This window comes from Desulfobacteraceae bacterium (assembly GCA_022340425.1).
In the GTDB taxonomy this organism is placed as follows: domain Bacteria; phylum Desulfobacterota; class Desulfobacteria; order Desulfobacterales; family JAABRJ01; genus JAABRJ01.
In genome coordinates this window covers 1-21,217 of the sequence record JAJDNY010000054.1, presented here as the reverse complement: position 1 = coordinate 21,217, position 21,217 = coordinate 1, and the positions used below count along the sequence as shown (strand labels likewise).

Here is a 21,217-nt window from a genome sequence, read left to right as displayed (position 1 = left end):
TAAAAATCCCCGACAGCATGACCTGCAGAGAACCGCCCCACCGGCTGCTTTCCCCAAAAAAAAGCTTCGTTTTCAGAAGGTTGCATCCCCACTCGCCAACCAGCGGTTTGGCACAGGCGTTGCTCAAGACGGCATCATCTGCAATCGCCTATCGACAAGGGGTCCGGTGGACAAAGGCATCACGATTTTAATCGCAGACCGCAACCGCCACGTCCGGGAATTTTTGAAACGGGAGCTGGCGGCGATCGGCTACCGCGTGCGCCTCGCCAAAAACGGGCGGGAGGTGTTGAACTGGGTCAACCACTACCCGCCGCCGGATCTCCTGATTCTGGATCTCAATCTGCCCGACGAACCCGAACTCGGCATCCTCGAAAAACTGCACCAGGCCATGCCGTCGCTGCCCGTTGTGGTCCACAGCTTCACCTGGGATTACGACGATTGTCCGGCCGTGGTGACCGCGGCGGCCTTCGTGGAAAAAGGGGGCGGCAGCATCGAACAGCTCAAGCAGGTGGTGGAGGAGGTTCTCGCCGATCACGGCCCGAGTCCATCGGAGGAAAGTGAGGAGGCATGAAGGAGAAGGACCAGCATTACGCGGCAATGAAGCGAATCCTCCTGGCGAGCATGATCTTGCTGCCGGTCGTACCGTTTATTCTGGCCCTTTGGATCGGCCACTACCATTTCACCTCGGCCCTGGAAAACTCCACCATCGCCAGCATCACGCGCATCGTCGAAGACCACCGCCACATGATCGATTCCTTCCTGGCCGAGCGCCGCAGCGATCTCGAGTTTGTTCTCAACACCCACAGCTACGAGAGCCTCGGCCGCCCCGAAACCCTCAAGCGGGCCCTGGCCTTGCTCCAGCAGAGCTCAAGCGCCTTCGTCGATCTGGGGGTTTTCGACCAGAGCGGCATGCACGTCGCCTACCAAGGGCCGTTTGAACTCAAATGGAAAAGCTACCGCGACGAACCCTGGTTCAAGGCCGTGATGGAAAAAGGGGTTTACATCAGCGACATCTTCCTGGGCTACCGCAAAGTACCCCACTTCGTGATCGCCCTGGCCAAACAGGACGGCGCCTCGCGGTGGGTCATCCGGGCCACCATCGACACCCAGATGTTCAACGAACTGGCGGGGCGGGTGCGAATCGGCAAAACCGGCGAGGCATTCCTGCTCAGCGCCCAGGGGACGTTTCAAACCGAGCGCCGCTCGGGCGGCCGCCTGATGGCGCAGGACCCCGATTTCGGCTGGTATCCGGTGGAGGATCAGAGGGTCAGAATATTCATCGAAAGCGACAGACAGGGGGACACCTACCTGTATGCCACCACCCGCCTGACCAACAAAAACTGGCTGCTGGTGGTGCGCCAGGAAAAGGCCGACGCCTTCAAGGCCCTCAGCACCGCCACCCATCTGATCCTCTTGATCTCGCTGCTGGGCGGTGCGGTCATCATCGCGGTGGCCTTTTACCTGACCGATCGCATCGTGGCCCGCATCCAGCAGACCGACCGCGAAAAAAACCAGCTCAACGAACAGCTCATCCGCGCCCATCGCCTGTCCGAGCTGGGGGAAATGGCGGCCGGCTTCGCTCATGAGATCAACAACCCGCTACAGGTCATGAAAAGCGAGCAGGCCCTGATCGAAACCATCATCGCGGACCTCAAGGCCTCCGGCCAGCTGCCGGAATCCGAAGACCTGAAGGATCTCGAAGATTCGGTCAGCCAGATTTCGCTCCAGATCGCACGCTGCTCGAAGATCACCCACGCGATTTTGCGCTTCGGCCGCAAAAGCGAGGATGCGGTCCAGGATTTCGACATCCAGACTTTCATCCCCGAAGTGATCGAGATGGTGGCCAAAAAGGCCAGCGTCGAAGGCATCGCCATCCATCGCGAAATCCAGGACGGGCCGGTTTTCATCCACGGCGACCCCTCCCAGCTCCAGCAGGTGCTGTTGAACCTCTTCAACAACGCCATGGACGCCATCATTGCGCGCCACGGAACAATGGGCGGTGAATTGACCGTCAGCTCGGCGCCGACCGGCAACGGCCGCGTCCGGATAACAGTCAACGACAACGGCTGCGGGATCGATGCGGGGAACCTGGATAAAATTTTCTCGCCCTTTTTCACCACCAAACCGGTGGGCAAAGGCACCGGGCTGGGACTCTCGGTCTGCTACGGCATCATCCAGAATCTAGGGGGCGCCATGACGGTTCAGAGCGCACCCGGCGAAGGGGCCACCTTTGTCATCGATCTGCCCACCACGGCGGCATAAAGGGGCGCGCGGCGCTTTTGGGCCGGGGCACGGCGCCATGCCGCCCACGGAAAGAGGGCACCCCCTGTTGCCGGGGCCGTCAACCAAACCGGCCGGGAGAAACTAAGATGCGAAAACCGAAGATTCTGCTGGTGGACGACGAGGAGCGTTTTCTTTCAACCACCCAGAAAGTGTTGCGCAGAAAAGGCTATGACGTGCTGACGGCCGGCAGCGGGGCCGAGGCGCTGGCGACGATAGACCGCAACCCAGTTGACGTGGCCATTGTGGACGTCAAAATGCCCGGGATGGACGGGATTGCAACGCTCAAGGAGATTAAACGGCGCCACCCCTTGGTGGAGGTCATCATGCTCACCGGCCACGGCACCTTCGAATCGGCTGTGGAGGGGATGAAATCGGGCGCCACCGACTACCTGACCAAGCCCTCGGAGATCGACGAACTGCTGGAGAAGGTCGCCGAGGCGTTTGAAAGACGGCGGCACCTGGAGGAGAAGATCCGCGCCATCCAAAACCACCAGACGCCCCGGGAAAAGTAAAAACGCCATGACAACGTCAAAAATCGAGGCCAGACCGAAGCCTGAGCGCGCTTTCATGCGCCGCGACGGCCGGATCTATTTCAGCCGCCAAACCGAGCGCAAACTGTTTTTCATCTTGACCCTGGTCATGCTGGTAGTGGGCGTTCTCTACCGTCTGGGTGTGGTTTAGGCCATGAACGCCGGCACCGCCTTTTCCCTGCGCTTCTACCTGACGACCCTGACCCGCCTGTCGGTCAACCCGCGCGCCGTGTTGGCCGAGCTGCCGCCGGAAGCCGGCTGGAGCCGTCCCCTGGGCATGCTGGTGGTTTCCAGCCTCCTTTTTGCCGGGGCCTGTGTGATCGCTCAGCCGGGCCCACAGCCGGTGTACCTTGGGCTGATCTATTTCGCCAACGCCGTGGGCATGACCCTTATCGCCGCCGGCGCCGGCTGGCTGATCATCACCCTGATGCGGGGCCGGGAGATCGCCTTCCGGCGGGTTTTCACCATTTACGCCCTGGCAGCCGGGATCACCCTCCTGGCCTCCTGGGTTCCCGGGCTGGTCCTGCTCACCGAAGCCTGGAAGTGGTGGCTGATCGGAACCGGCATGACCCGCGGGCTGGGTCTGCCCCGCCGTCAGGCCCTGACGGTCGTGGCCATCTCCATCGCCCTGATCATTCTGCTCTTCTGGTCGCTCCAAACGCTGCTGCCGGCCACAGGCTGAGTCGCAACCGCCGGGCGGGGTGTTTTCAATTGCGGCGCATGCGACTGGGGTCCGCGAAGTGGACACCCGCCACAGGAAAGCCTACCCAGGGGCTGCGGAGGCCGACCGGCCGTGAAAAACCGCCTTTACAGCATGTAAAAAATTTCGACAAAGCCCCCCTGGCAAGACACCCGGGGCAAACCGCTCGGATCAAAATTACCCGTTTTTAAAGCTAGTTAAACCAAAAATAAATCGCTTCAAATGGCATACGGGTTGCAGAATCAGATCGCCAAAGGTTCCCGCCAAAACCATTGAAAACAAGCACTCGCGGCATTTATCGTTCACCAGAGGAGGCACGGCATGAAAAAACAAGCGCTACTACTCGTAGTGACCCTCGGCACCATCCTTCTGTGGGGCAGCCTGGGGCAGAATTCGGCGGCCTCGGCCCAGGACAGCCTGCGCTACAGCCAGGCCGCACAGGTTTACCGGGCCTTCGGGAAGGAAGGCGTGGAGATGTTCCAGAAAAAAACCGGCATCCCGGTGGAGGTCTTCGTGTCCTCCTCCTCATCGGCGGTCAACCGGCTGATGAACGGTTTCGCCGACATCGCCAGCACCACCCGGCAACTGTATTACCGCTACAACGAGTATGGCTACGTGGAAATCCCATTCTGCAAGGACCCGCTGGCCGTGATTGTTCATGCCGACGCTGCGGTGACGGATCTCACGATTGATCAGCTAGAGGAGGTTTTCAGCGGGGGCATCACCACCTGGCGGGCCCTGGGCGGAGCCGATGCCCCCATCATGGTGGTTGTTCCCGGCAAGGACACCGGCGCAAATCAGAACTTTCGCCGCCAGGTGATGAAACACAAGGAAATCGTCTACGACCTAATGACCTACGAATCTACCGACGTCATCGATATCGTCGCAAAGTTTCCCGGGGCCATATCATTCATCTCCCGGGGCGCCAGCATCACCACCGAGGGTGTCAAGGCACTCAAGATCGGCGGGCTGCCCCCCGGAGATCCCGCCTACCCCTTATATCAGGTGTTCTCCTATGTGACCAAGGGCGAGCCCAGCGGCCCGGTCAAGGCGTTCGTGGATTTCGCCTTTTCCCCCGAGGCCCAGGAGCTCTTCAGCCAAAAGGGCATGCTGCCCATCGCGCGCACCCCCTAAAGCTCCCCGCAGGGCGGCGTCCCCTCCTCTTGGGGGGGACGCCCCTGCGGCACGCGAGCCTACCGGCACCCCCACCCCCGGCGTGGGCCTTGGCTCCCCGGGGCGACGGGTTCAAACGCCCTCGCGGCGAACTCAACCCGCACCCTCCCATGGCCTGCGGGTGTCCCGTTTTTGCTTGATTTTCGATCAATTATTGACCTATATTCCTATGACTTCAATGGGATGCCGATTCCACCGAACGCCACCGGCGCGTCCCGCGGCCCTGGGCGGGAAAAGGATCCCATTGCGGCCAAGCTGAAGAAAGCGGGCATGGACAACCAAAGACTCCTGTCAAACGCATATTACAAGCATCTTCATCGCCGCCTGGTGATGATTGTGGTTCTGGTTTCCTTCGCACCGATGATCGTGGCCATCGGGGTGATTCTCGACCAGTTTCGAATCTCCTACCGTGAAAAAATCCATGCCCATCTCGAAGAGCTGGTGCTCAAACACAAACAGGGCATCGACACCTTCCTGTCCGAAAAACTCGGCGACATCCGGTTTGTGGCGGACGTTTTCGACTGCGAGCAGCTCAGTGATTCGGCGTTTCTCAAAGATTTGCTGATGATTTTGCGCCAGGAATACGGGGGGGTTTTCGAGGATCTCGGCCTGATCGACGAAAACGGGCGCCAGGTGGCCTATGCCGGTCCGTACCTGCTGACAGAGGCGGACTATTCCAAAGCCGAATGGTTCCGCCAGGCCATTGCGGCCCCCTACTTCATCAGCGACGTCTTTCTGGGGCTGCGCGGCACGCCGCACTTCATCGTGGCCGTGCGCAAGGATTTCGGCGGCAGCGCCTGCCTGCTGCGGGCCACCATCAATTTCGCAGCTTTCAACACCCTGGTGGAAAATCTGCGGGTCGGAAAGACCGGATTCGCCTATATCCTCAACCGCGAACTGGAGTTTCAGACCAAGCCCCTGTATGAAATCCCGCTCTCCAAGGACGGCTACTTCGCCAACTTCCTGAAGAGGGGGGCCGGGGCCTCCCGCCCGGCCTACATTGTCGAACGCGAAGACCGCAAGGGGGTCCCCAGCATCTTCGCAACGGCTTTTCTCAAGGATAACCAGTGGCTGCTGGTCTTTCAGCAGAGCACCGAGGACGCCTTTTCCGACATCAGTCGCACCCTGAACATCGCCATCCTGATTTTCATCGCCGGCGCCCTCGCGATCGTGGCCATGGCCCACATTCTCACCGGACGCATGGTGGCGCGCATCGCGGTTGCCGACCGTGAAAAGGAGATGATGAACCAGCAGGTGATCGAGACCGGCAAGCTGGCCTCGGTGGGAGAGTTGGCCGCGGGCATCGCCCACGAGATCAACAACCCCGTGGCCATCATGGTGGAGGAAGCCGGCTGGATCGAGGATCTGCTGGAGGACGAAGACCTTGCCCAGACCGAAAACAAGGCCGAATTCCAGCGCGCCCTGCAGCAGATCAAAAACCAGGGCAAGCGCTGCAAGGAAATCACCCACAAGCTGCTGAGCTTCGCTCGCAAAACCGACTCCCGGGTGGAGGATGTGGCGATCAATGATCTGATCCAGGAAATGGTGTCGCTCTCAGCCCAGCGGGCGCGCTACAGCAAGGTCACCATGGAAACCCAGCTGGCCGAGGGGCTGCCCCCGCTGCAGGTCTCCCAGACCGAACTGCAGCAGGTGTTTCTCAACCTGATCAACAACGCCCTGGATGCCATGAACCAGACCGGCGGGTCGCTCAAAATTTCCACCCACCAGGCCGACGACAAGATTATGGTCGAATTCGCCGACACCGGACCCGGCATCCCGCGGGCGAACCTGGGCCGCATTTTCGACCCGTTTTTCACCACCAAACCGGTGGGCAAGGGTACTGGTCTGGGGCTTTCGATCTGCTACGGGATCATCAAGAAAATGGGCGGTGAAATCGACGTCAACAGTGTTGTGGACATGGGTACGACCTTCCGCATCCAGCTGCCGGTCCAGCCCCAGTCCGAAGGCCCGGCCCAACCCGCGGCATGACCCGGTGCAGGCGCACCGTCAGTGCGGCAGTCCAAAGGAGATAATGCTATGGCACTTGCGAATGTGTTGTTGGTCGATGACGAAACCGGTTTCGTGGAGACGATGACCAAGCGTCTCACCAAGCGCAACCTCAACATCGAAGCCGCCGCCAGCGGCCCGGAAGCCCTGGAGCAGGTCAAAAAGTTCGGCAATCTGGAGGTGGTCATTCTGGACGTCAAAATGCCCGGCATGGACGGCATCGAGACCCTGCGGGAGATCAAGAAGGTGGCACCCCTGCTGGAGGTCATCATGCTCACCGGACATGCCACGGTGGAAACCGCCATCGAGGGGATGAAGCTGGGCGCCTACGACTATCTGATGAAACCCTGCGACATCGACCTGCTGCTGAGCAAGGTGGAGCAGGCGGCCGCCAAAAAGCGCCAGCACGAGGAGAAGATCATCGAGGCCCGGATCAAGGAGATTACATCGCGCCGCACGTAGGCGGGGGTTTCTGCACCATGCAATCGTTTCAGCTCGAAAATATCCGGCTGCTGATCGTCGATGACGAGAAAAGCTACGTCGACGTTCTCGCCAATCGCCTGCAGCGGCGCAAGGTCAAGGTCACCAAGGCCTATTCGGGCGCCGAGGGGATCCAGCTGCTGCGCCGCAACGATTTCGATGTCGCCGTGCTGGACCTCAAGATGGAGGACATGGACGGGATCGAGGTGCTGCGGGTCTTCAAAAAGATGGCTCCCGAGCTGGCCGTGATCATGCTGACCGGTCACGGATCGGCAACCGCCGCACAGCAGGGCATGCAGGAGGGGGCATTCGACTACCTCACCAAACCCTGCGAGCTCGATGATCTGCTGAAAAAAATTGCCAAGGCCTGGGCCGCCCGCCCCACCCCACCGGCGGGAGCGTGAGGGTTTGCCTGCCAGGCCCGATTCCGGCGCTGCCACGCCCCAACACCCGAGGCACCCATGGATCCCATCCGACTGCTGCTGGTTGACGACGAAGCCGACTTCCGCCGCGCCATCGCGCGCCGGCTCACCAAACGCGGAATAACGCCGGCGGAGGCTGCCACCGGCGAGGAGTGCCTGCGGCTGCTGGCCGAGCAGCCCATGGATGTGGTCGTGCTGGACGTGAAAATGCCCGGCATGAACGGGATCGAGGTCCTGGGGCGGATCAAGGAAAAATACCCGGAAACCGAGGTGATTCTCCTGACCGGGCACGCCACCACCCCCGACGGGGTGGCCGGGATCAAGTCGGGGGCCTTCGACTATCTCACCAAACCGATCGAACTGGAGCAGCTGGTCAGCAAAATCCATCAGGCCCACGACAAGATCCTGCGGGCCGCCGAAAAAAAACGCGAGGCCGCCTACCGGGCACGGATGGAACAGCAGATGATCGCCACCGAGCGCCTGGCCTCGCTGGGGACCCTGGCCACCGGGGTGGCCCATGAGATCAACAACCCCCTGGCGATCATCAAGGAATCGGCCGGCTGGATGCGGCTGATTCTCAAAAACCCGCAGATGGCTGACATTCCGCGCAGGGAGGACCTCGAAAAAGCCATCGGCAAGATCGAAAACGCCATTGAACGCGCCCGGCGCATCACCCACCAGCTGCTGGGCTCGGTCCAGCGGCAGGAGGCGGCGGTGGTGGAGGTCCATCTGCCCTCCCTGGTGGCGGAAACCCTGGAACTGCTCCACCGCGAGATCGCCAACCGCAACGTCAGCGTCCAGCGCGAGATCGCCCCCGAGGCGGAAACCATCTGGAGCGACCCCTACCAGCTGCGCCAGGTGCTGATCAACCTGCTCTCCAATGCCGTCCAGGCCAGCGCCGACGAGGGCCGCATCGACGTGCGTCTGCAGGCCCACGGCGAGGGCGTCGCCCTGGAGATCGCCGACACCGGCAAGGGCATCCCCAAGGAGAACCTGGACAAGATCTTCGAGCCTTTCTTCAGCACCAAACCCCCCGGCGAGGGCACCGGCCTGGGGCTCTTCGTCACCCGCGGGATCGTCGAAAAGCTTGGCGGCCGCATCACGGTGGAAAGCCGTTTGGGGGCCGGGGCCCGCTTCCGGGTGGTGCTGCCCAAACGACACATATCCGCCGCCGACAACGGCGCCCCGTCCGGCGGCGACGACTGGCTGGACCAAATCCGGCATCTGGCCAAAGAGCCCTGAGATCGGGCGCAAAGCGGGGCACGGGGCTCCTGCCCTGTCTCCCCCGCGCGTTTGGGGCTGAAGGCGGCAAGTCAAAAATCGCTTGACAAAGACCGCGGGATACCGCAAAGTTCAGTCAATTTTTTTTAAATGACAGGCCCATGAACGTGAAATCCCTTCACCCCCATGCAATTTTCGACAACCGCCAGGTTCCGTGCGGATGTTGGCGCATCCCCCACTGGAGGTGTGCCGACGTTTTCGTCTCAGCCTGAACGATCCTGACCGATAACCACCCAAAACCGCGGCACCCTCCTGGAGGCCGCGGTTTTTTTTGGTCCGAAGCCGCGGCCCCGCACCGAGAGCTTTTTGAATCACCTGAAAGGACGCAGCGGATGCAGATCAGACAGTTTCCAGAACCCGGTGCCTACCGGCAGCTGGCCGCAGGCCACAACGTCGTGCCGGTGTGCATCGAAATCCTGGCCGACACCGAAACCCCCGTCAGCCTTCTGGGCAAGCTGCGCGCCGGCGGCCGGCCGGTGTTTCTCTTTGAAAGCGTCGAGGGCGGCGAGCGCTGGGGCCGCTACAGCTTTCTGGGAACCTCGGCCCGGGCGCATCTCAAGGTTTTTCGGGACGCGGTGGAGATCCGGGAAAACGGAACCCAGCGCCGGCTGCCCCACCACGGGGATCCGCTGGCGGTTCTGAGGGCTTTCATGACCGGCTTCCGACCGCCCGAGATACCCGAATTGCCCCGCTTCTGGGGCGGCCTGGTGGGCTATCTGACCTATGAAATGGTGTCGTTTTTCGAAAAAATCCCCAACAAACTGCCCCTCGAAACCCCGCTGGCGCAGTTCATCGTGCCCGATGAGCTACTGATCTTCGACAACATCCGGCACACCCTGCTGGCCGTCAAGATCACCTTTCCCGATGGCGCGCATAACGTCGATGACGCCTATGCCGCGGCCACCGAAGGGCTCCGGGCGCTGTTGGGTCTGCTGGCACGGCCGGCGGTGGAGGCGGCGCCCGCGAGCGCTCGGTTTCAGCTGTCGGCTGTTCACCCGCCGGAAGCCTACCGCCAGCGGGTCGTGCGCACCAAGGCCTACATCACGGCCGGGGACATCATCCAGGCCGTGGTCTCCCAGCCGTTCGTCTGCCCCAACCCGCCGGACCTCTGGTCCCTCTACCGGGCCCAGCGCTTCATCAACCCCTCGCCCTACCTCTATTTCCTCCAGCTGGACGACATCGCCCTGGTGGGCTCATCACCGGAAACCATGGTGCGCCTGGAAAACGGCATCGCCACCCTGCGCCCGATCGCCGGCACGCGCCCCCGCGGCGCCAGTGAACAGGAGGACCGCGCGCTGGCCGACGAACTGCTCCAGGATGAAAAGGAGCGCGCCGAGCACCTCATGCTGGTGGACCTGGGGCGCAACGACCTGGGCCGGGTGGCCGAGGTGGGCAGCGTTCAGGTGACGGACCTGATGCTGGTGGAGCGCTACTCCCACGTGATGCACCTGGTCTCCAACATCCGCTGCGACCTCAAGCCGGACTGTGACGTCTGGGACCTGCTGCGGGCGACGTTTCCGGCAGGCACCCTTTCCGGGGCACCCAAAATCCGGGCCATGGAAATCATCGCCGAGCTGGAGGAAACCCCCCGCGGCCCCTACGGCGGGGCGGTGGGCTACATCTCGTTTCACGGCAACATGGATCTGGCCATCACCATCCGGACGGCCTGCGTCGAAAACGGCCGCCTGACGGTCCGTGCCGGCGCCGGCCTGGTGGCCGACTCCGACCCCGAGCGCGAGCGCCGGGAAACCGTCAACAAGGCCATGGCCATCCAGAAAGCCCTGGAGCTGGTCACCCGCCAAGCCGTTTTCAGCGGGAGGAGCGCGACATGATCGTGATGATCGACAACTACGATTCCTTCACCTATAATCTGGTCCAATACCTCATGCAGCTGGGCGCCGCGGTCACCGTGGTCCGCAACGACGCCGTGAGCGTGGCGCAGCTGCGCGACCTTGCGCCCGCGGGGATCGTCATTTCGCCGGGGCCCGGGCGCCCGGAGACCGCGGGCATCTCGCTGGCGGTGATCCGCGAGTTCTCCGGCGAGGTGCCGCTTTTGGGGGTCTGCCTCGGCCACCAGGCCATCGCGGCGGCCTTCGGCGGCGCGGTGGTGGGGGCCAAACGCCTGATGCACGGCAAGACCTCCATGGTGTCCGCCGACGGGCGGGCCATCTACAGCGGCATCGCGAAGCCCTTTCAGGCCATGCGCTACCACTCGCTGGCGGTCTCGCGGGCGCATCTGCCCGAGTGCCTGGCGGTCACCTCCGAGGCCGACGATGGGGAGATCATGGGCATCCGCCACTGCGCGCACCCCACCGAGGGGATCCAGTTTCACCCCGAATCCATCATGACCCCGGTGGGCAAGCGCCTGCTGCGCAATTTTCTGAAATCCACCAACCCCGCCAAAGCCGGCACCCCGGCTGCTACCAGGGAGGAGAATTAGGCATGTTCCGTGACAATCTGAATAAAATCGTCCAGGGCCGTGACCTGACTGCCGTTGAAATGGGCGCCATGATCGACCATGTGCTCTCCGGCGAGGCCACCGACGCCCAGATCGGTGCTCTGATGGGAGCGCTGGCCACCAAGGGCGAAACCTTCGAGGAGCTCGCCGGGGCGGCCCAGGCCATGCGCCGCAAGGCCCATCGCATCCAGACCCCCGGCGACGTGGTGGTGGACACCTGCGGCACGGGCGGCGACGGCGCCCAAACCTTCAACATTTCCACAACCACCGCCTTCGTCGTGGCCGGTTGCGGGGTCACGGTGGCCAAGCACGGCAACCGCTCGATCTCCAGCCAATGCGGCAGCGCCGACCTGCTGGAGGCCCTTGGGGTCAACCTAAACACCGACCCCGAGCTGGTCGAAGAGGCCATTTTTGAGCTGGGCATCGGTTTTCTCTTCGCCCCCCTCTACCACAGCGCCATGCGCCACGCCGCCAAGGCCCGCAAGGAGGTGGCGATCCGCAGCATCTTCAACATGCTGGGCCCGCTGACCAACCCGGCCGGCGCCAACTGCCAGCTCTTGGGGGTCTACGCGCGGCCCTTGACCGAGATGTTCGCCAACGCCCTGAAGCTTTTGGGCGGCCGGCGGGCCCTGGTGGTCCACGGCCACGACGGCCTGGACGAGATCTCGGTCTGCGCCCCGACCCGCGTGGCGGAACTCAGGGACGGGTTGGTGACCACCTACGACCTTCACCCCGAGCAGTTTTTCGGCAGCCTGGCGGACCCCGCAACCATGGCCGGCGGGGACGCCGCCACCAACGCCGAGATCACCCGCAAAATCCTGGCCGGTGAAAAGGGCCCGCGGTGCAATGTGGTCCTGATCAACGCCGCAGCCGCCCTGATGGCCGCCGGCAAAGCCGCCAGCCTGGCCGAAGGGCTGGGCCTGGCCGAGTCGGCCCTGGACAGCGGCGCGGCCGCCGCCAAGCTAGAGGCGCTGGTGCGCTTCTCCCGGGAGAACGGCTGAAGCCATGGACATTCTGGAGCGCATCGTCCAAACCAAGCGGGCCGAGGTGGACACCGCCGCCCGCAGGGTGCCCGAAGCCGGGCTGCGCATGCAGGCGACCGGGCGCCGCGACATCCGCCCATTTTTTGACGCCCTGGCCCAATCCCCGGCCGGCAGCCCCAACATCATCGCCGAAATCAAGCGCGCCTCACCCTCCAAGGGCGTCATCTGCGCCGACCTGGACGCCGCCGCCCAGGCCCGGGCCTACGTCGCCGGGGGGGCCGCAGCGCTTTCGGTGCTCACCGACGGCCCCTATTTCAAGGGCAGCCTGGAGGACCTGCGGGCGGCGCGCGCCGCCGTTGACCTGCCCGTGCTGCGCAAGGATTTCACCATCTCGGCCTACCAGATCTGTGAGGCGGCCGCCGCCGGGGCCGATGCGGTGCTTTTGATCGTAAGGATTCTGGCGCCCTCCCAGCTGCGCGACTACCTGGCGCTCACCCGCGAGTTGGGCCTCTCGGCTCTGGTGGAAACCCACACCCCCGAGGAGATGCAAACGGCGCTGGCCTGCGGCGCCTGCCTGGTGGGAATCAACAACCGCAACCTGAAGACTTTTGAAACCTCTCTGGAAACCACGCTGCGGATGGCCGCCCATCTCGGCCCCGGGCAGCGCGCCGTGGCCGAGAGCGGCATCCGTTCGCGGGCGGATATCCAGCGCCTGCAGGCGGCCGGAATCCACAATTTTCTCATCGGCGAAAGCCTCGTGCGCGCCCCGGATCCGGCGGCACTGCTCCGGTCCCTGCGTGGGGTGGGGCCATGACCGGTTCGGCGCCGGAAGGCGGACGGCCGCAGGTCAAGGTCTGCGGCCTGACCCGCACCGACGAGGCCGCAGCCTGCGCGGCCGCCGGAGCGGCTGCGATCGGCCTGGTCTTCTACCCCCCCAGCCCCCGCAGCGTGACCCGCGCCCAGGCCCGTCAGATCGCCCTTGCGCTGCCGCCGCCGGTGGTGCCGACCGGGGTTTTCGTCAACGAAAGCTTCGACACCATCATGGACCGGGTGGCCTACTGCCGGCTGCGCGCCATCCAGCTTCACGGTCAGGAGCCGCCGGAGCTGGCTGCCCGCCTCCAGGCGGAGGGGCTGATCGTTCTCAAGGCCCTTTTCATGGAGAGGGAGCCGACCCTCTCCCGGGCGGCGGACTACCCCGGGGTGGCCCTGCTGGTGGAGCACGGCGGCGGCCGGCTGCCCGGCGGCAACGCCCGCTCCTGGGACTGGTCGTCGGCGCGGTCCCTGGGCGAAAGCCATCCGCTGGTGATCGCCGGCGGCCTCGCGCCGGAGAACGTGGCCGCCGCGGTGGCGGGCGCTTGGCCGGATGCCGTGGACGTCAGTTCCGGGGTGGAACGGTCGCCGGGACGCAAGGACCTCGATCGGCTGGCGGCCTTTTTCCGCGCCCTGGAATCTGCGCGGCTGGCATCGGCTCCCAGGCGACGGGTTTTTTAGCCGAGCAGGTCGAGTTGGATTTTTTGCGGAACCGTTATTTTCGACCGAACACCATATGGAGACCGTCATGTCCCTGCTGAAAACCCTCTTCGCACCGCTGGTATCCTGGAGCGCCAAGGACCTCAAGGCCTTCATGGCCCAAAAACCAGAGGGCGGCTACACCCTGCTGGACGTGCGCCAGCCCTCCGAGTACCGTGAGTCGCATCTGCCCGGGGCCAAGCTGATCCCGCTTTCCCAACTGGATACCGCCGTTGGTCAGCTGGACCCGCAAAAACCGGTGGTCGTCTACTGCGCCATCGGCGGCCGCAGCCGGGTGGCCGCCCAACTGCTGGCCGGCAGGGGATTCGGGGAGGTCTTCAACCTCAAGGGCGGCATCAAGGCCTGGAAGGGGTTCACGGCCGAAGGGCCCCGGGAGCTCAATCTGGACCTCATCCGCGGCGACGAGACCCCAGCTGAGATCATCGCCATCGCGCTGGCCATGGAAAAGGGTTTAGGCCGGTTCTACAGCGCGGCCGCCGAGCGCGCCCAAGACCAGCCGCTGATCGACCTGTTGCAGCGCCTGGCCGGCTTCGAAGTCAAACACCAGCAAGCCCTGATGGGGCTCTATGTCCAAATGGCGCCCGGGGACCCCGAAGGCAAACTGCTGCAGACCGGCAGACTCTCGGGCATTATGGAAGGCGGCTTCGGAATCGACGCCTTCCTGGCCCAAAACGCGGCCTACCTGAACTCCCTGCCGGAGTTGCTGACCCTGGCGATGATGCTGGAAACCCAGGCCATGGATCTTTACCTGCGCTTTGCCGACAAAAGCGGCGTGGCTGAAACCCGCGAGGTTCTCTTCAAGGTCGCCAACGAAGAAAAGCAGCATCTCGGCGCCCTGGCGGATCTCTACGAGGCAAATGCCTGACGGGCTTTTCCAAGGTGTCGCCCAAGGGCTCCTGAACCACCCAAAAAGCCCGCATCGGCCCGGCTGGCCGATGCGGGCTTTCGTTTGGGGCACCGGGGCGCACAGACGCGGTGTTACCCCACGACCTGGAAGTTTCCGGGGGTCTGATAGGCCTTGCTGCGCTCCTTGTAGATTTCGACGGACGCGTTGATCACCGGGATGATGTCGGCTTGCAGGCTGCGCTTGACGGCCCCCGGCACCCCGGCCACCAGCGAAAAGGGCGGGATCTCGGTATTCTCCAGAATCACGCTGCCGGCCGCCACGATGCAGCCGCGCCCGATCCGGGCGCCGTTCATGATGATCGCCCCCATGCCGATCAGGCAGTCGTCGGCCACGCTGCAGCCGTGAATTATGCAGTGGTGGCCGACCGTCACGCGGTCGCCGATGGTCAGCGGACACCCGGCGTCCACGTGGCACATGGTGAAGTCCTGGATGTTGGTTTCGCGCCCGATGACGATGGCATCAGAGTCGGCGCGGAGGACGCTGTTGAACCAGACCGAGGCGTGTGCAGCGAGGGTCACGTTGCCGATCACGGCGGCGCTGGGGGCCAAATAAACCGATGGGTCGATGACGGGTCGAATGCCTTCCAAGGCGTAGACGGGCATGGCAAACCTTTCTTTGCTGGGCGATTTTGGGGGAAACTACTGCCGCACCCATTAGTTAAATCCGGACGAAAACCTTTTGTCAAGCCCGGCAAATTCCGTTATGATTCAGAAATCTTGGACGCAACCGGCCCACCACTGCAGAGGCAAACGATGACCTTTTTCAACACGCGACCCGATCGCACCCCACCCCTGCTCCTGCTGCTGGCCTTGAGCCTGCTGCCGGCGGTTTTGGGCGGCTGCGGCGACAGTTCCAAGCCCCCGCAGCTGGCGACCGAACCGGCGGGCTTCACCTTCTTCAACCTCGGCGCCAGCACCGTTTTAAACGACGCCATCCGGCGCGATCTCAGGGACCGGCTCGGCCCCTACGCCACCGAAACCCGCAGCATCATCGACCTGGAGGTCAACTACCGCGGGTTTCTCAAGGAGCACTTCCCCGAGCTTCACCAACTCAACCGCAGGCTCAACTCACCCATCGGCGAACGCGTCGCCCATCCCACCGAGAAGCTGATGTTCCGGCATGCCGGCAGGCAAAAGGTCCCCTTCGAAAAGGTCTTCCTGGTTTTTTCCGGCCACACCCAAACCCCGCTGCTCTTCAACATCTACATGCCCGAGGAGGGCCAGGAAACCTTGACGGCGCTCACCGAAAAATACGGCCAGCCCGAGGAAATCGCCTGGGGGGAAAACGGCGCCCGCACCCTCTTTTGGCGGGAGAACGCCGATGTCCTGATGGTGACGGTCAGCACCAACGTTTTCGGCGAAGCCCAATACCACATCATGATCTATTTTTGCGACAACCTCGAAGCCATGGTCCGAGCCCAGCAGGAGGAGCAGCGCCAGCGGCAGGAGCAGCTCAAACAGCGGGGGGTGAGGGCCTTCTGACCCGCCGGCCGCTTTGGCCCCCAATAACAGCCGAACCGGGCCAGGTGCAAGGCTGATGGGGTGCAACCAAGCGGCCTTACCGATCGTCATTTCCAAGGAGAACAGCATGACCGACGTTTACCAGCGCCTGGCGGCCCACCTGGACCGTCTGCCCGCGGGCTTTCCGGCCACCGAAAGCGGGGTGGAGCTGCGGATCCTGAAACGGCTCTTCACCCCGGAGGAGGCAGAAATCGCCCAAGGCCTCACCCTGACACCCGAGCCCACCGAGGAGATCGCCCGCCGCCTGGAGCGGGACCCCGCAGGGCTCGATCCCGAGCTTGAGCGCATGTCCCGCAAGGGGCTGATCTTCCGCACCACCCGCGGCGGCCGCCTGCACTACATGGCCGCCCAGTTCGTGATCGGCATCTGGGAGTACCACGTCAACGATCTCAGCGAGGAGCTGATCCGCGACGTCAATGAATACATTCCCCACCTGATGCGAAAAGCCTGGCTGGGGCGGGACACCAAGCAGCTGCGGGTGATCCCGGTCTCCCAGAGCATGTCAGCCGAAATGGCCGTGATGCCCTACGATCAGGCCGAGGCCATCATCCGGCGCCAGTCCAAGATCGTGGTCTCGCCGTGCATCTGCCGCCGGGAGCACCAGATGATGGGCAAGGGCTGCGGCAAGCCCCTGGAGGTCTGTCTGTCCTTCGGCGCCGGCGCCCACTTCTACGAGGAAAACGGACTGGGCCGGGCGATCTCCCAGGAGGAGGCCGTCGGCCTGCTGCAGGTCGGCCTGGAGGCCGGGCTGGTGCTGCAACCCGGCAACGCCCAAAAGCCGGCCAACATCTGCATGTGCTGCGGCTGCTGCTGCCAGATTCTGAAGAACCTCAACGCCCTGGAGCAGCCTGCGCGGGCGGTGGCCGCCAACTATTTCGCCGCCGTCGACGCCGAGCGCTGCACCGCCTGCGGCAGCTGCGCGGACCGCTGCCAGATGCGGGCGATCACCGTCGCCGAGAGCGCCCGGATCGACCGCGAGCGCTGCATCGGCTGCGGCCTGTGCGTGACGGCCTGCGATTTCCAGGCCCTCAGCCTGCTGCCCAAGCCCGAGGAGGACCGCTACGTCCCGCCGGTCAATCTCTTTCAAACCTACCTCAAGATGGCCCGCGAACGGGGTCTGGCCTGAAGTTCAGGCTTCCTGCCGGTAAAGGAAACTGGCGACGATGCCCCCGGGCGTTTCAACAGGATCTGGCGGGGGCAGACCTGCCCCCTGAGGGATGGCTGCGCCATGAACCCGCAGGCCGTCCGGCGGCGGCTATCCTTTGGGGTCGAGCGCCGCCAGCAGCCCAGCGATTTTTTCGGCCTGGCGCATACCGCCAACCCAGTCGCCGGGAATGGCGGCCTCCCCCAGCCAGGCGCCCAGGATCAGACCGACGGCCATCCCCCGGCCGGCCGAATCGCCGCCGGCCATCACGTTTTCCACCAGAGCGTTTTTGAGGTCGTTTTCATAGCGCGCCACCAGGTGCACCATGGCGGGAAAGGCCATCTCGATTTCGCAGGCCTGACCAAAATCGGCGATGACTGCGGCGGTTTCCCGGCTGCGGCTGTCGCACCCGGCATTCAGCCACTGCGCCAGTTCCGGGACTCCGTCCACCGCCGCCGCGGCCTGCTGCATGGCGGCGACCGGGGCGCTGCCCCCCAGCACTGCCCAGGCCGTATGGGCCAGAAAATCGGCCGCCGCGACCACCAGGGGGTGATTGTGGGTCATGGCGGTCTGGGCCCGGGCAGCGGCCAGCAGAGCATCCAGATCGTCCCGGTAGCGGTAGACCAGGGGTGCAATCCGCACCGCCCCGGCCAGATCGGTTGAGGCCGCCCCGCTGGCCTCGGGGGCGGCGCCGGCTTCGAAATTTTCCAGGGTCCCGCGTGTGGCGCCGTCTATATAGCCGTCGTAGGTTTTCATGAAGGCCCGCCAGTCGGCGGCAAAAGCGGCCAGCTCAAACCCGTCCGCAGCGGCTATGGATTCAAGCAGCACCAGGGTCTGGTCGCCGTAGTGGGTAAAGTCGCCGGCCCCCTTGGTACCATGATAGTTTTTGGCCAGGGGCGCCTCAAGGCGCTCCAGCCGGCCGAACTTCTTCGCCAGCACCTGGGTGTTGTATACCCAGTGCCCCCCCAGGGCCAGCGCATCGGCCGCAAACGCGGCCATCACCATTCCTCTATCTTTAGCTGTCATCTTTCCCTCCCGCCTTGCTTCACTCCGCCCCGGCTGCCGGCCGCACCAGGAAAACCCCCACCACATCATCCTGGTAGTTCCGGTCCACATGCACGTAGCGGTCGATAAACCAGCCGTACTGGGTCTCTCCGTTTTCGGCGCGGGTCCAAACTGTGGCCACCGGTGGAGAGCCGTCGTCTGCGGCCAGCATTCCGTAGACATTGTTACTGCCGGAGGCCGGGTTGAAGTGCTGGTAGCCCATGCGCTCCATGAATTTCGCCGCCCGTGCGTAACTCTCGGCATCGGTCCGGGACTCCCCCTCGGCTCCCGGCAACCACCGGGCGAGCAGTTGGCGGACTTCATCCACGGTGGCGACCCGCCAGCCCACCGCCGCGAGAACCTTATCCGCGCTGACGTCCGTATAGCTGCGGTTGCAGGTTTCCCGAAGGGCCAGCCAGATCAGTCCGGTTTGAGGGTCCAGAAAGCCCTCTTCGGTGGCTTTCCGCTCGCTGTTGGGTCCCGAACTGCAGGCCAGCAAGAAAAACGCCGTGAACGTCACGGCGGCGATGGAAATGATGCGCATAACGCCCTCCCGGGTCCTTCACCGGCCGGCCCGCATCGGCGCCGCCCGAGGTGTCAAGACCCTCCGAGAATTGTTGACCGCCCGCGGCACCGGTTGCCGGCGACGTTTCGCCGAATAGCACCGGGCCGACGCCGGCCGTGCCGCAAAAATCGTAAGCCGTTCATCGGCGACTGTCAAATCCGCACCGGATGGCGCCGGCAGCCTCCTACGGCCCCGATCCAGTGGAAACCAGGGTTTGTTTGCACCCCCGGCGGTAAAGCCTCCGCCAGCCAGATGCCCCGAAACGTGCCGAACGCCGGCCAAGCGCTTGATTTTTCGATTCCCCTTGGGTAGGAAAATAAAGGGTGCCGTAGCGCATTCATTCCGTGCCGGGGCCGGCCGAAAACCCCGCCCGGCGAAGACCCCACCCCACCCCGAAGCGCAATCGTCCGGGCACCAGCCCGTCGCCCCGCCCCCCTCGGGGCAGAGAGGAGAAGCATATGGCGCCGGCCCGAAAAGCCCTGCGCAAGTTCACCACCAGCCCCCTCGCCCTGCCGCTGACCCTCGCGCTTCTGCTGGCCGCCGGGCTTACCGCCCTGGCCTACCCCCTGTACCGCTCCGACCCGAATTTTCGTCTGCTACTGCTCGCCGCGGTCCACGGCGCCCTGGTCAGCCTGGTGCTGGCGGGCTTTGCGGTTTTCTGGGTTGCCGCGCGTCTGCGGCGCCAGGCCGATATCGCCGAGTTGGAAAACACCATCGAGGATTTCCGGGGCTGGCCCTCGCCCGAGGCGGCCCATCGCACCCGCGGCTGCATCCGCCGCCTCAATGCCCTGCAGGCCGCCCGGCTGGATCTGTCACGCTGCTGCCTGCGCCACATGGATCTTGGCGCCGCAAAGCTGACGGGGGCGCGACTGGTGGGGGCGGATCTGCAGGCCGCCCGCCTGGCAAAGGCGGATCTCGCAGGGGCGGACCTTCAAGGTGCCAGCCTGCGCGACGCCTTCCTGTGGGGGGTCGATCTCAGGGGTGCAACCCTCTGGTCGACCGACCTGCGCGGCGCCTCCCTGGAGGGGGCCGTCCTTTCTGGGGCAATGCTCAACGGGGCCTTTCTGGACGGGGCCGATCTGACCGGGGCGGACCTCACCGGGGTGGAAGGGCTGAGCGCCGCGATGCTCGCCCAGGCCAAGGGGCTGTTTAGGGCCAAACTGGAAAGCGATCTCCTGAGAGCCCTGCGATCCCAGCATCCTCACCTGCTGCAGCCGCCCAAAGGCACCTGAGCGGCTTTTTGCCCGCCCGCCAGCCTGTCCGGGAAAACCAAACCCGCCGGTCCGGATGTCCGGCAACTGACCGGATCCCATCAGAGAGCGCGGGTCGGCATAAAAACCTTGCGTCCGTATTTCTGGATCACGCGAGTGCCGGCGCCGTGCCGAACAGCCTTGAAGACCGCCTCACGGTCCACCGGCACCGTGCCCGCCAGGAAATGAACCGGCAGATGCGCGAAGGCCTCGGCGACAAGCGGGGTGCTGGGCCCCAGCAGGACGGTCTTGACCCCATCGCCCACCGCCGCCAGGATCTCCTCGGTGGTGGCGTTTAAGATCGAGGTCGCGGTGAGGATCAGGACCTCCGCCCAGGCGCGCAGTCTGGGCAAAAATTCAGCCGGCTGCCCCAGCCGGCGGTGGAGATCGACGACCTCCACGACGGCGCCGCGCTCCTTGAAAATTCGCATGAGCGGCCCGAAAAGCCCCACCATGGCCACCCGGGTGCCGCTGCCGATGCCCAGGGAGTCGAAGAGCGACCGGTTCTTGGGGTCTTCGGGGAGCGCCAGGGCCGCCCGGTGGTTGAGGGCATTGACCAGCGCAAGGGCCATGGTGCGCTCCAGGGGATCAGCGGAATGCAAATATGCCAGGAGTTCGAGCGCCGATTGGCCCTCGAAATCGCGGTAGTTATTGACCACCCCGCAGGAGGTCTTGTCATCGAGGTAGGTGTAGGCGATGCCGGTGCCGCCGTCGGAGGTGGCCAGGGCTGTATAGCCCAGGCCCAGGCAGAGGGTTTCCACCGCAACACCGGCGGCGGGTTTTTCGAACAGGTGAAACAGGCGGTCATCGAGTTGCATGGCCATAAGGACGCTCCTCACTTTCTCTATTCAACAGCATGCCAAATCTGTAGTTTAACACACCGCAATCGGTGCCCCAAAGGACGGGGCCGGAACTGCTTTACCCTTCTGTGTCCCCAAAA

The 21,217-nt window shown here is 64.1% G+C and carries 23 protein-coding genes; 19 read left to right on the top strand and 4 right to left on the bottom strand.

Going from position 1 to position 21,217, the window contains the following annotated elements:
- The first annotated feature begins 166 nt into the window (after nt 1-166).
- The 16 genes from LJE63_04990 to LJE63_04915 all read left to right on the top strand — a co-directional run bounded on the left by LJE63_04990 (nt 167) and on the right by LJE63_04915 (nt 14,712).
- Nucleotides 167-571 (top strand): response regulator, encoded by a 405-nt coding sequence (locus tag LJE63_04990; GenBank protein ID MCG6905960.1) that lies wholly within the window; start codon nt 167-169, stop codon nt 569-571.
- Entirely contained in the window at nt 568-2,262 is a 1,695-nt protein-coding gene (locus LJE63_04985; protein MCG6905959.1) for a two-component sensor histidine kinase, read from the top strand. The genes LJE63_04990 and LJE63_04985 overlap by 4 nt, the downstream gene beginning before the upstream one ends.
- Before the next feature lie 107 nt (nt 2,263-2,369).
- Nucleotides 2,370-2,795 (top strand): response regulator, encoded by a 426-nt coding sequence (locus LJE63_04980; protein MCG6905958.1) that lies wholly within the window; start codon nt 2,370-2,372, stop codon nt 2,793-2,795.
- A gap of 7 nt (nt 2,796-2,802) precedes the next feature.
- The gene (locus tag LJE63_04975) at nt 2,803-2,964 is read left to right on the top strand and encodes a hypothetical protein (protein ID MCG6905957.1); all 162 of its coding nucleotides are present in this window, start codon (nt 2,803-2,805) and stop codon (nt 2,962-2,964) included.
- A gap of 3 nt (nt 2,965-2,967) precedes the next feature.
- Entirely contained in the window at nt 2,968-3,495 is a 528-nt protein-coding gene (locus LJE63_04970) for a YIP1 family protein (protein ID MCG6905956.1), read from the top strand.
- A gap of 339 nt (nt 3,496-3,834) precedes the next feature.
- The gene (locus LJE63_04965) at nt 3,835-4,647 is read left to right on the top strand and encodes a substrate-binding domain-containing protein (protein MCG6905955.1); all 813 of its coding nucleotides are present in this window, start codon (nt 3,835-3,837) and stop codon (nt 4,645-4,647) included.
- A 309-nt stretch (nt 4,648-4,956) separates the two neighbouring features.
- A complete protein-coding gene (locus LJE63_04960) occupies nt 4,957-6,675 on the top strand; it encodes a two-component sensor histidine kinase (protein ID MCG6905954.1) in 1,719 nt (572 codons plus the stop codon).
- Between the two features lie 48 nt (nt 6,676-6,723).
- Complete coding sequence (locus LJE63_04955; protein MCG6905953.1) at nt 6,724-7,155, top strand: response regulator; 432 nt, start codon at nt 6,724-6,726, stop codon at nt 7,153-7,155.
- A 17-nt stretch (nt 7,156-7,172) separates the two neighbouring features.
- A complete protein-coding gene (locus LJE63_04950) occupies nt 7,173-7,577 on the top strand; it encodes a response regulator (GenBank protein MCG6905952.1) in 405 nt (134 codons plus the stop codon).
- Between the two features lie 57 nt (nt 7,578-7,634).
- Nucleotides 7,635-8,837, top strand: coding sequence for a response regulator (locus LJE63_04945; protein ID MCG6905951.1), 1,203 nt, complete (start codon nt 7,635-7,637; stop codon nt 8,835-8,837).
- A gap of 371 nt (nt 8,838-9,208) precedes the next feature.
- Complete coding sequence (locus LJE63_04940; GenBank protein ID MCG6905950.1) at nt 9,209-10,708, top strand: chorismate-binding protein; 1,500 nt, start codon at nt 9,209-9,211, stop codon at nt 10,706-10,708.
- A complete protein-coding gene (locus LJE63_04935) occupies nt 10,705-11,316 on the top strand; it encodes an aminodeoxychorismate/anthranilate synthase component II (GenBank protein MCG6905949.1) in 612 nt (203 codons plus the stop codon). The genes LJE63_04940 and LJE63_04935 overlap by 4 nt, the downstream gene beginning before the upstream one ends.
- A gap of 2 nt (nt 11,317-11,318) precedes the next feature.
- On the top strand, nt 11,319-12,335 hold the full coding sequence (trpD, locus tag LJE63_04930) for an anthranilate phosphoribosyltransferase (protein MCG6905948.1): 1,017 nt from the start codon (nt 11,319-11,321) through the stop codon (nt 12,333-12,335).
- 4 nt (nt 12,336-12,339) lie between these two features.
- Nucleotides 12,340-13,131, top strand: a complete 792-nt coding sequence (gene trpC, locus LJE63_04925; GenBank protein MCG6905947.1) for an indole-3-glycerol phosphate synthase TrpC — start codon at nt 12,340-12,342, stop codon at nt 13,129-13,131.
- A complete protein-coding gene (locus LJE63_04920; protein MCG6905946.1) occupies nt 13,128-13,808 on the top strand; it encodes a phosphoribosylanthranilate isomerase in 681 nt (226 codons plus the stop codon). Before trpC ends, LJE63_04920 begins: the two co-directional genes overlap by 4 nt.
- A gap of 67 nt (nt 13,809-13,875) precedes the next feature.
- Complete coding sequence (locus tag LJE63_04915; protein ID MCG6905945.1) at nt 13,876-14,712, top strand: sulfurtransferase; 837 nt, start codon at nt 13,876-13,878, stop codon at nt 14,710-14,712.
- Between the two features lie 113 nt (nt 14,713-14,825).
- Here the strand turns inward: LJE63_04915 and LJE63_04910 are convergent, their stop codons facing one another.
- Nucleotides 14,826-15,356: a gamma carbonic anhydrase family protein gene (locus tag LJE63_04910; protein MCG6905944.1), complete on the bottom strand. Its 531-nt coding sequence runs from the start codon at nt 15,354-15,356 to the stop codon at nt 14,826-14,828.
- Between the two features lie 150 nt (nt 15,357-15,506).
- Between LJE63_04910 and LJE63_04905 the strand changes: the two genes are divergently transcribed.
- Nucleotides 15,507-16,235 carry a hypothetical protein gene (locus tag LJE63_04905; GenBank protein MCG6905943.1) on the top strand — a complete coding sequence of 243 codons (729 nt, stop codon included), beginning with the start codon at nt 15,507-15,509 and terminating at the stop codon, nt 16,233-16,235.
- 106 nt (nt 16,236-16,341) lie between these two features.
- Entirely contained in the window at nt 16,342-17,400 is a 1,059-nt protein-coding gene (locus LJE63_04900) for a 4Fe-4S binding protein (GenBank protein ID MCG6905942.1), read from the top strand.
- Between the two features lie 129 nt (nt 17,401-17,529).
- Here the strand turns inward: LJE63_04900 and LJE63_04895 are convergent, their stop codons facing one another.
- Both LJE63_04895 and LJE63_04890 read right to left on the bottom strand, forming a co-directional pair.
- The gene (locus LJE63_04895) at nt 17,530-18,444 is read right to left on the bottom strand and encodes an ADP-ribosylglycohydrolase family protein (protein MCG6905941.1); all 915 of its coding nucleotides are present in this window, start codon (nt 18,442-18,444) and stop codon (nt 17,530-17,532) included.
- A gap of 19 nt (nt 18,445-18,463) precedes the next feature.
- The gene (locus LJE63_04890) at nt 18,464-19,006 is read right to left on the bottom strand and encodes a hypothetical protein (GenBank protein MCG6905940.1); all 543 of its coding nucleotides are present in this window, start codon (nt 19,004-19,006) and stop codon (nt 18,464-18,466) included.
- A 479-nt stretch (nt 19,007-19,485) separates the two neighbouring features.
- On the opposite strand from LJE63_04890, the gene LJE63_04885 reads away from it, so the two are divergent.
- Entirely contained in the window at nt 19,486-20,259 is a 774-nt protein-coding gene (locus LJE63_04885; GenBank protein MCG6905939.1) for a pentapeptide repeat-containing protein, read from the top strand.
- An 80-nt stretch (nt 20,260-20,339) separates the two neighbouring features.
- On the opposite strand, the gene LJE63_04880 is transcribed toward LJE63_04885, so the two are convergent.
- A complete protein-coding gene (locus LJE63_04880) occupies nt 20,340-21,101 on the bottom strand; it encodes a DUF364 domain-containing protein (GenBank protein MCG6905938.1) in 762 nt (253 codons plus the stop codon).
- Nucleotides 21,102-21,217: the final 116 nt, after the last annotated feature.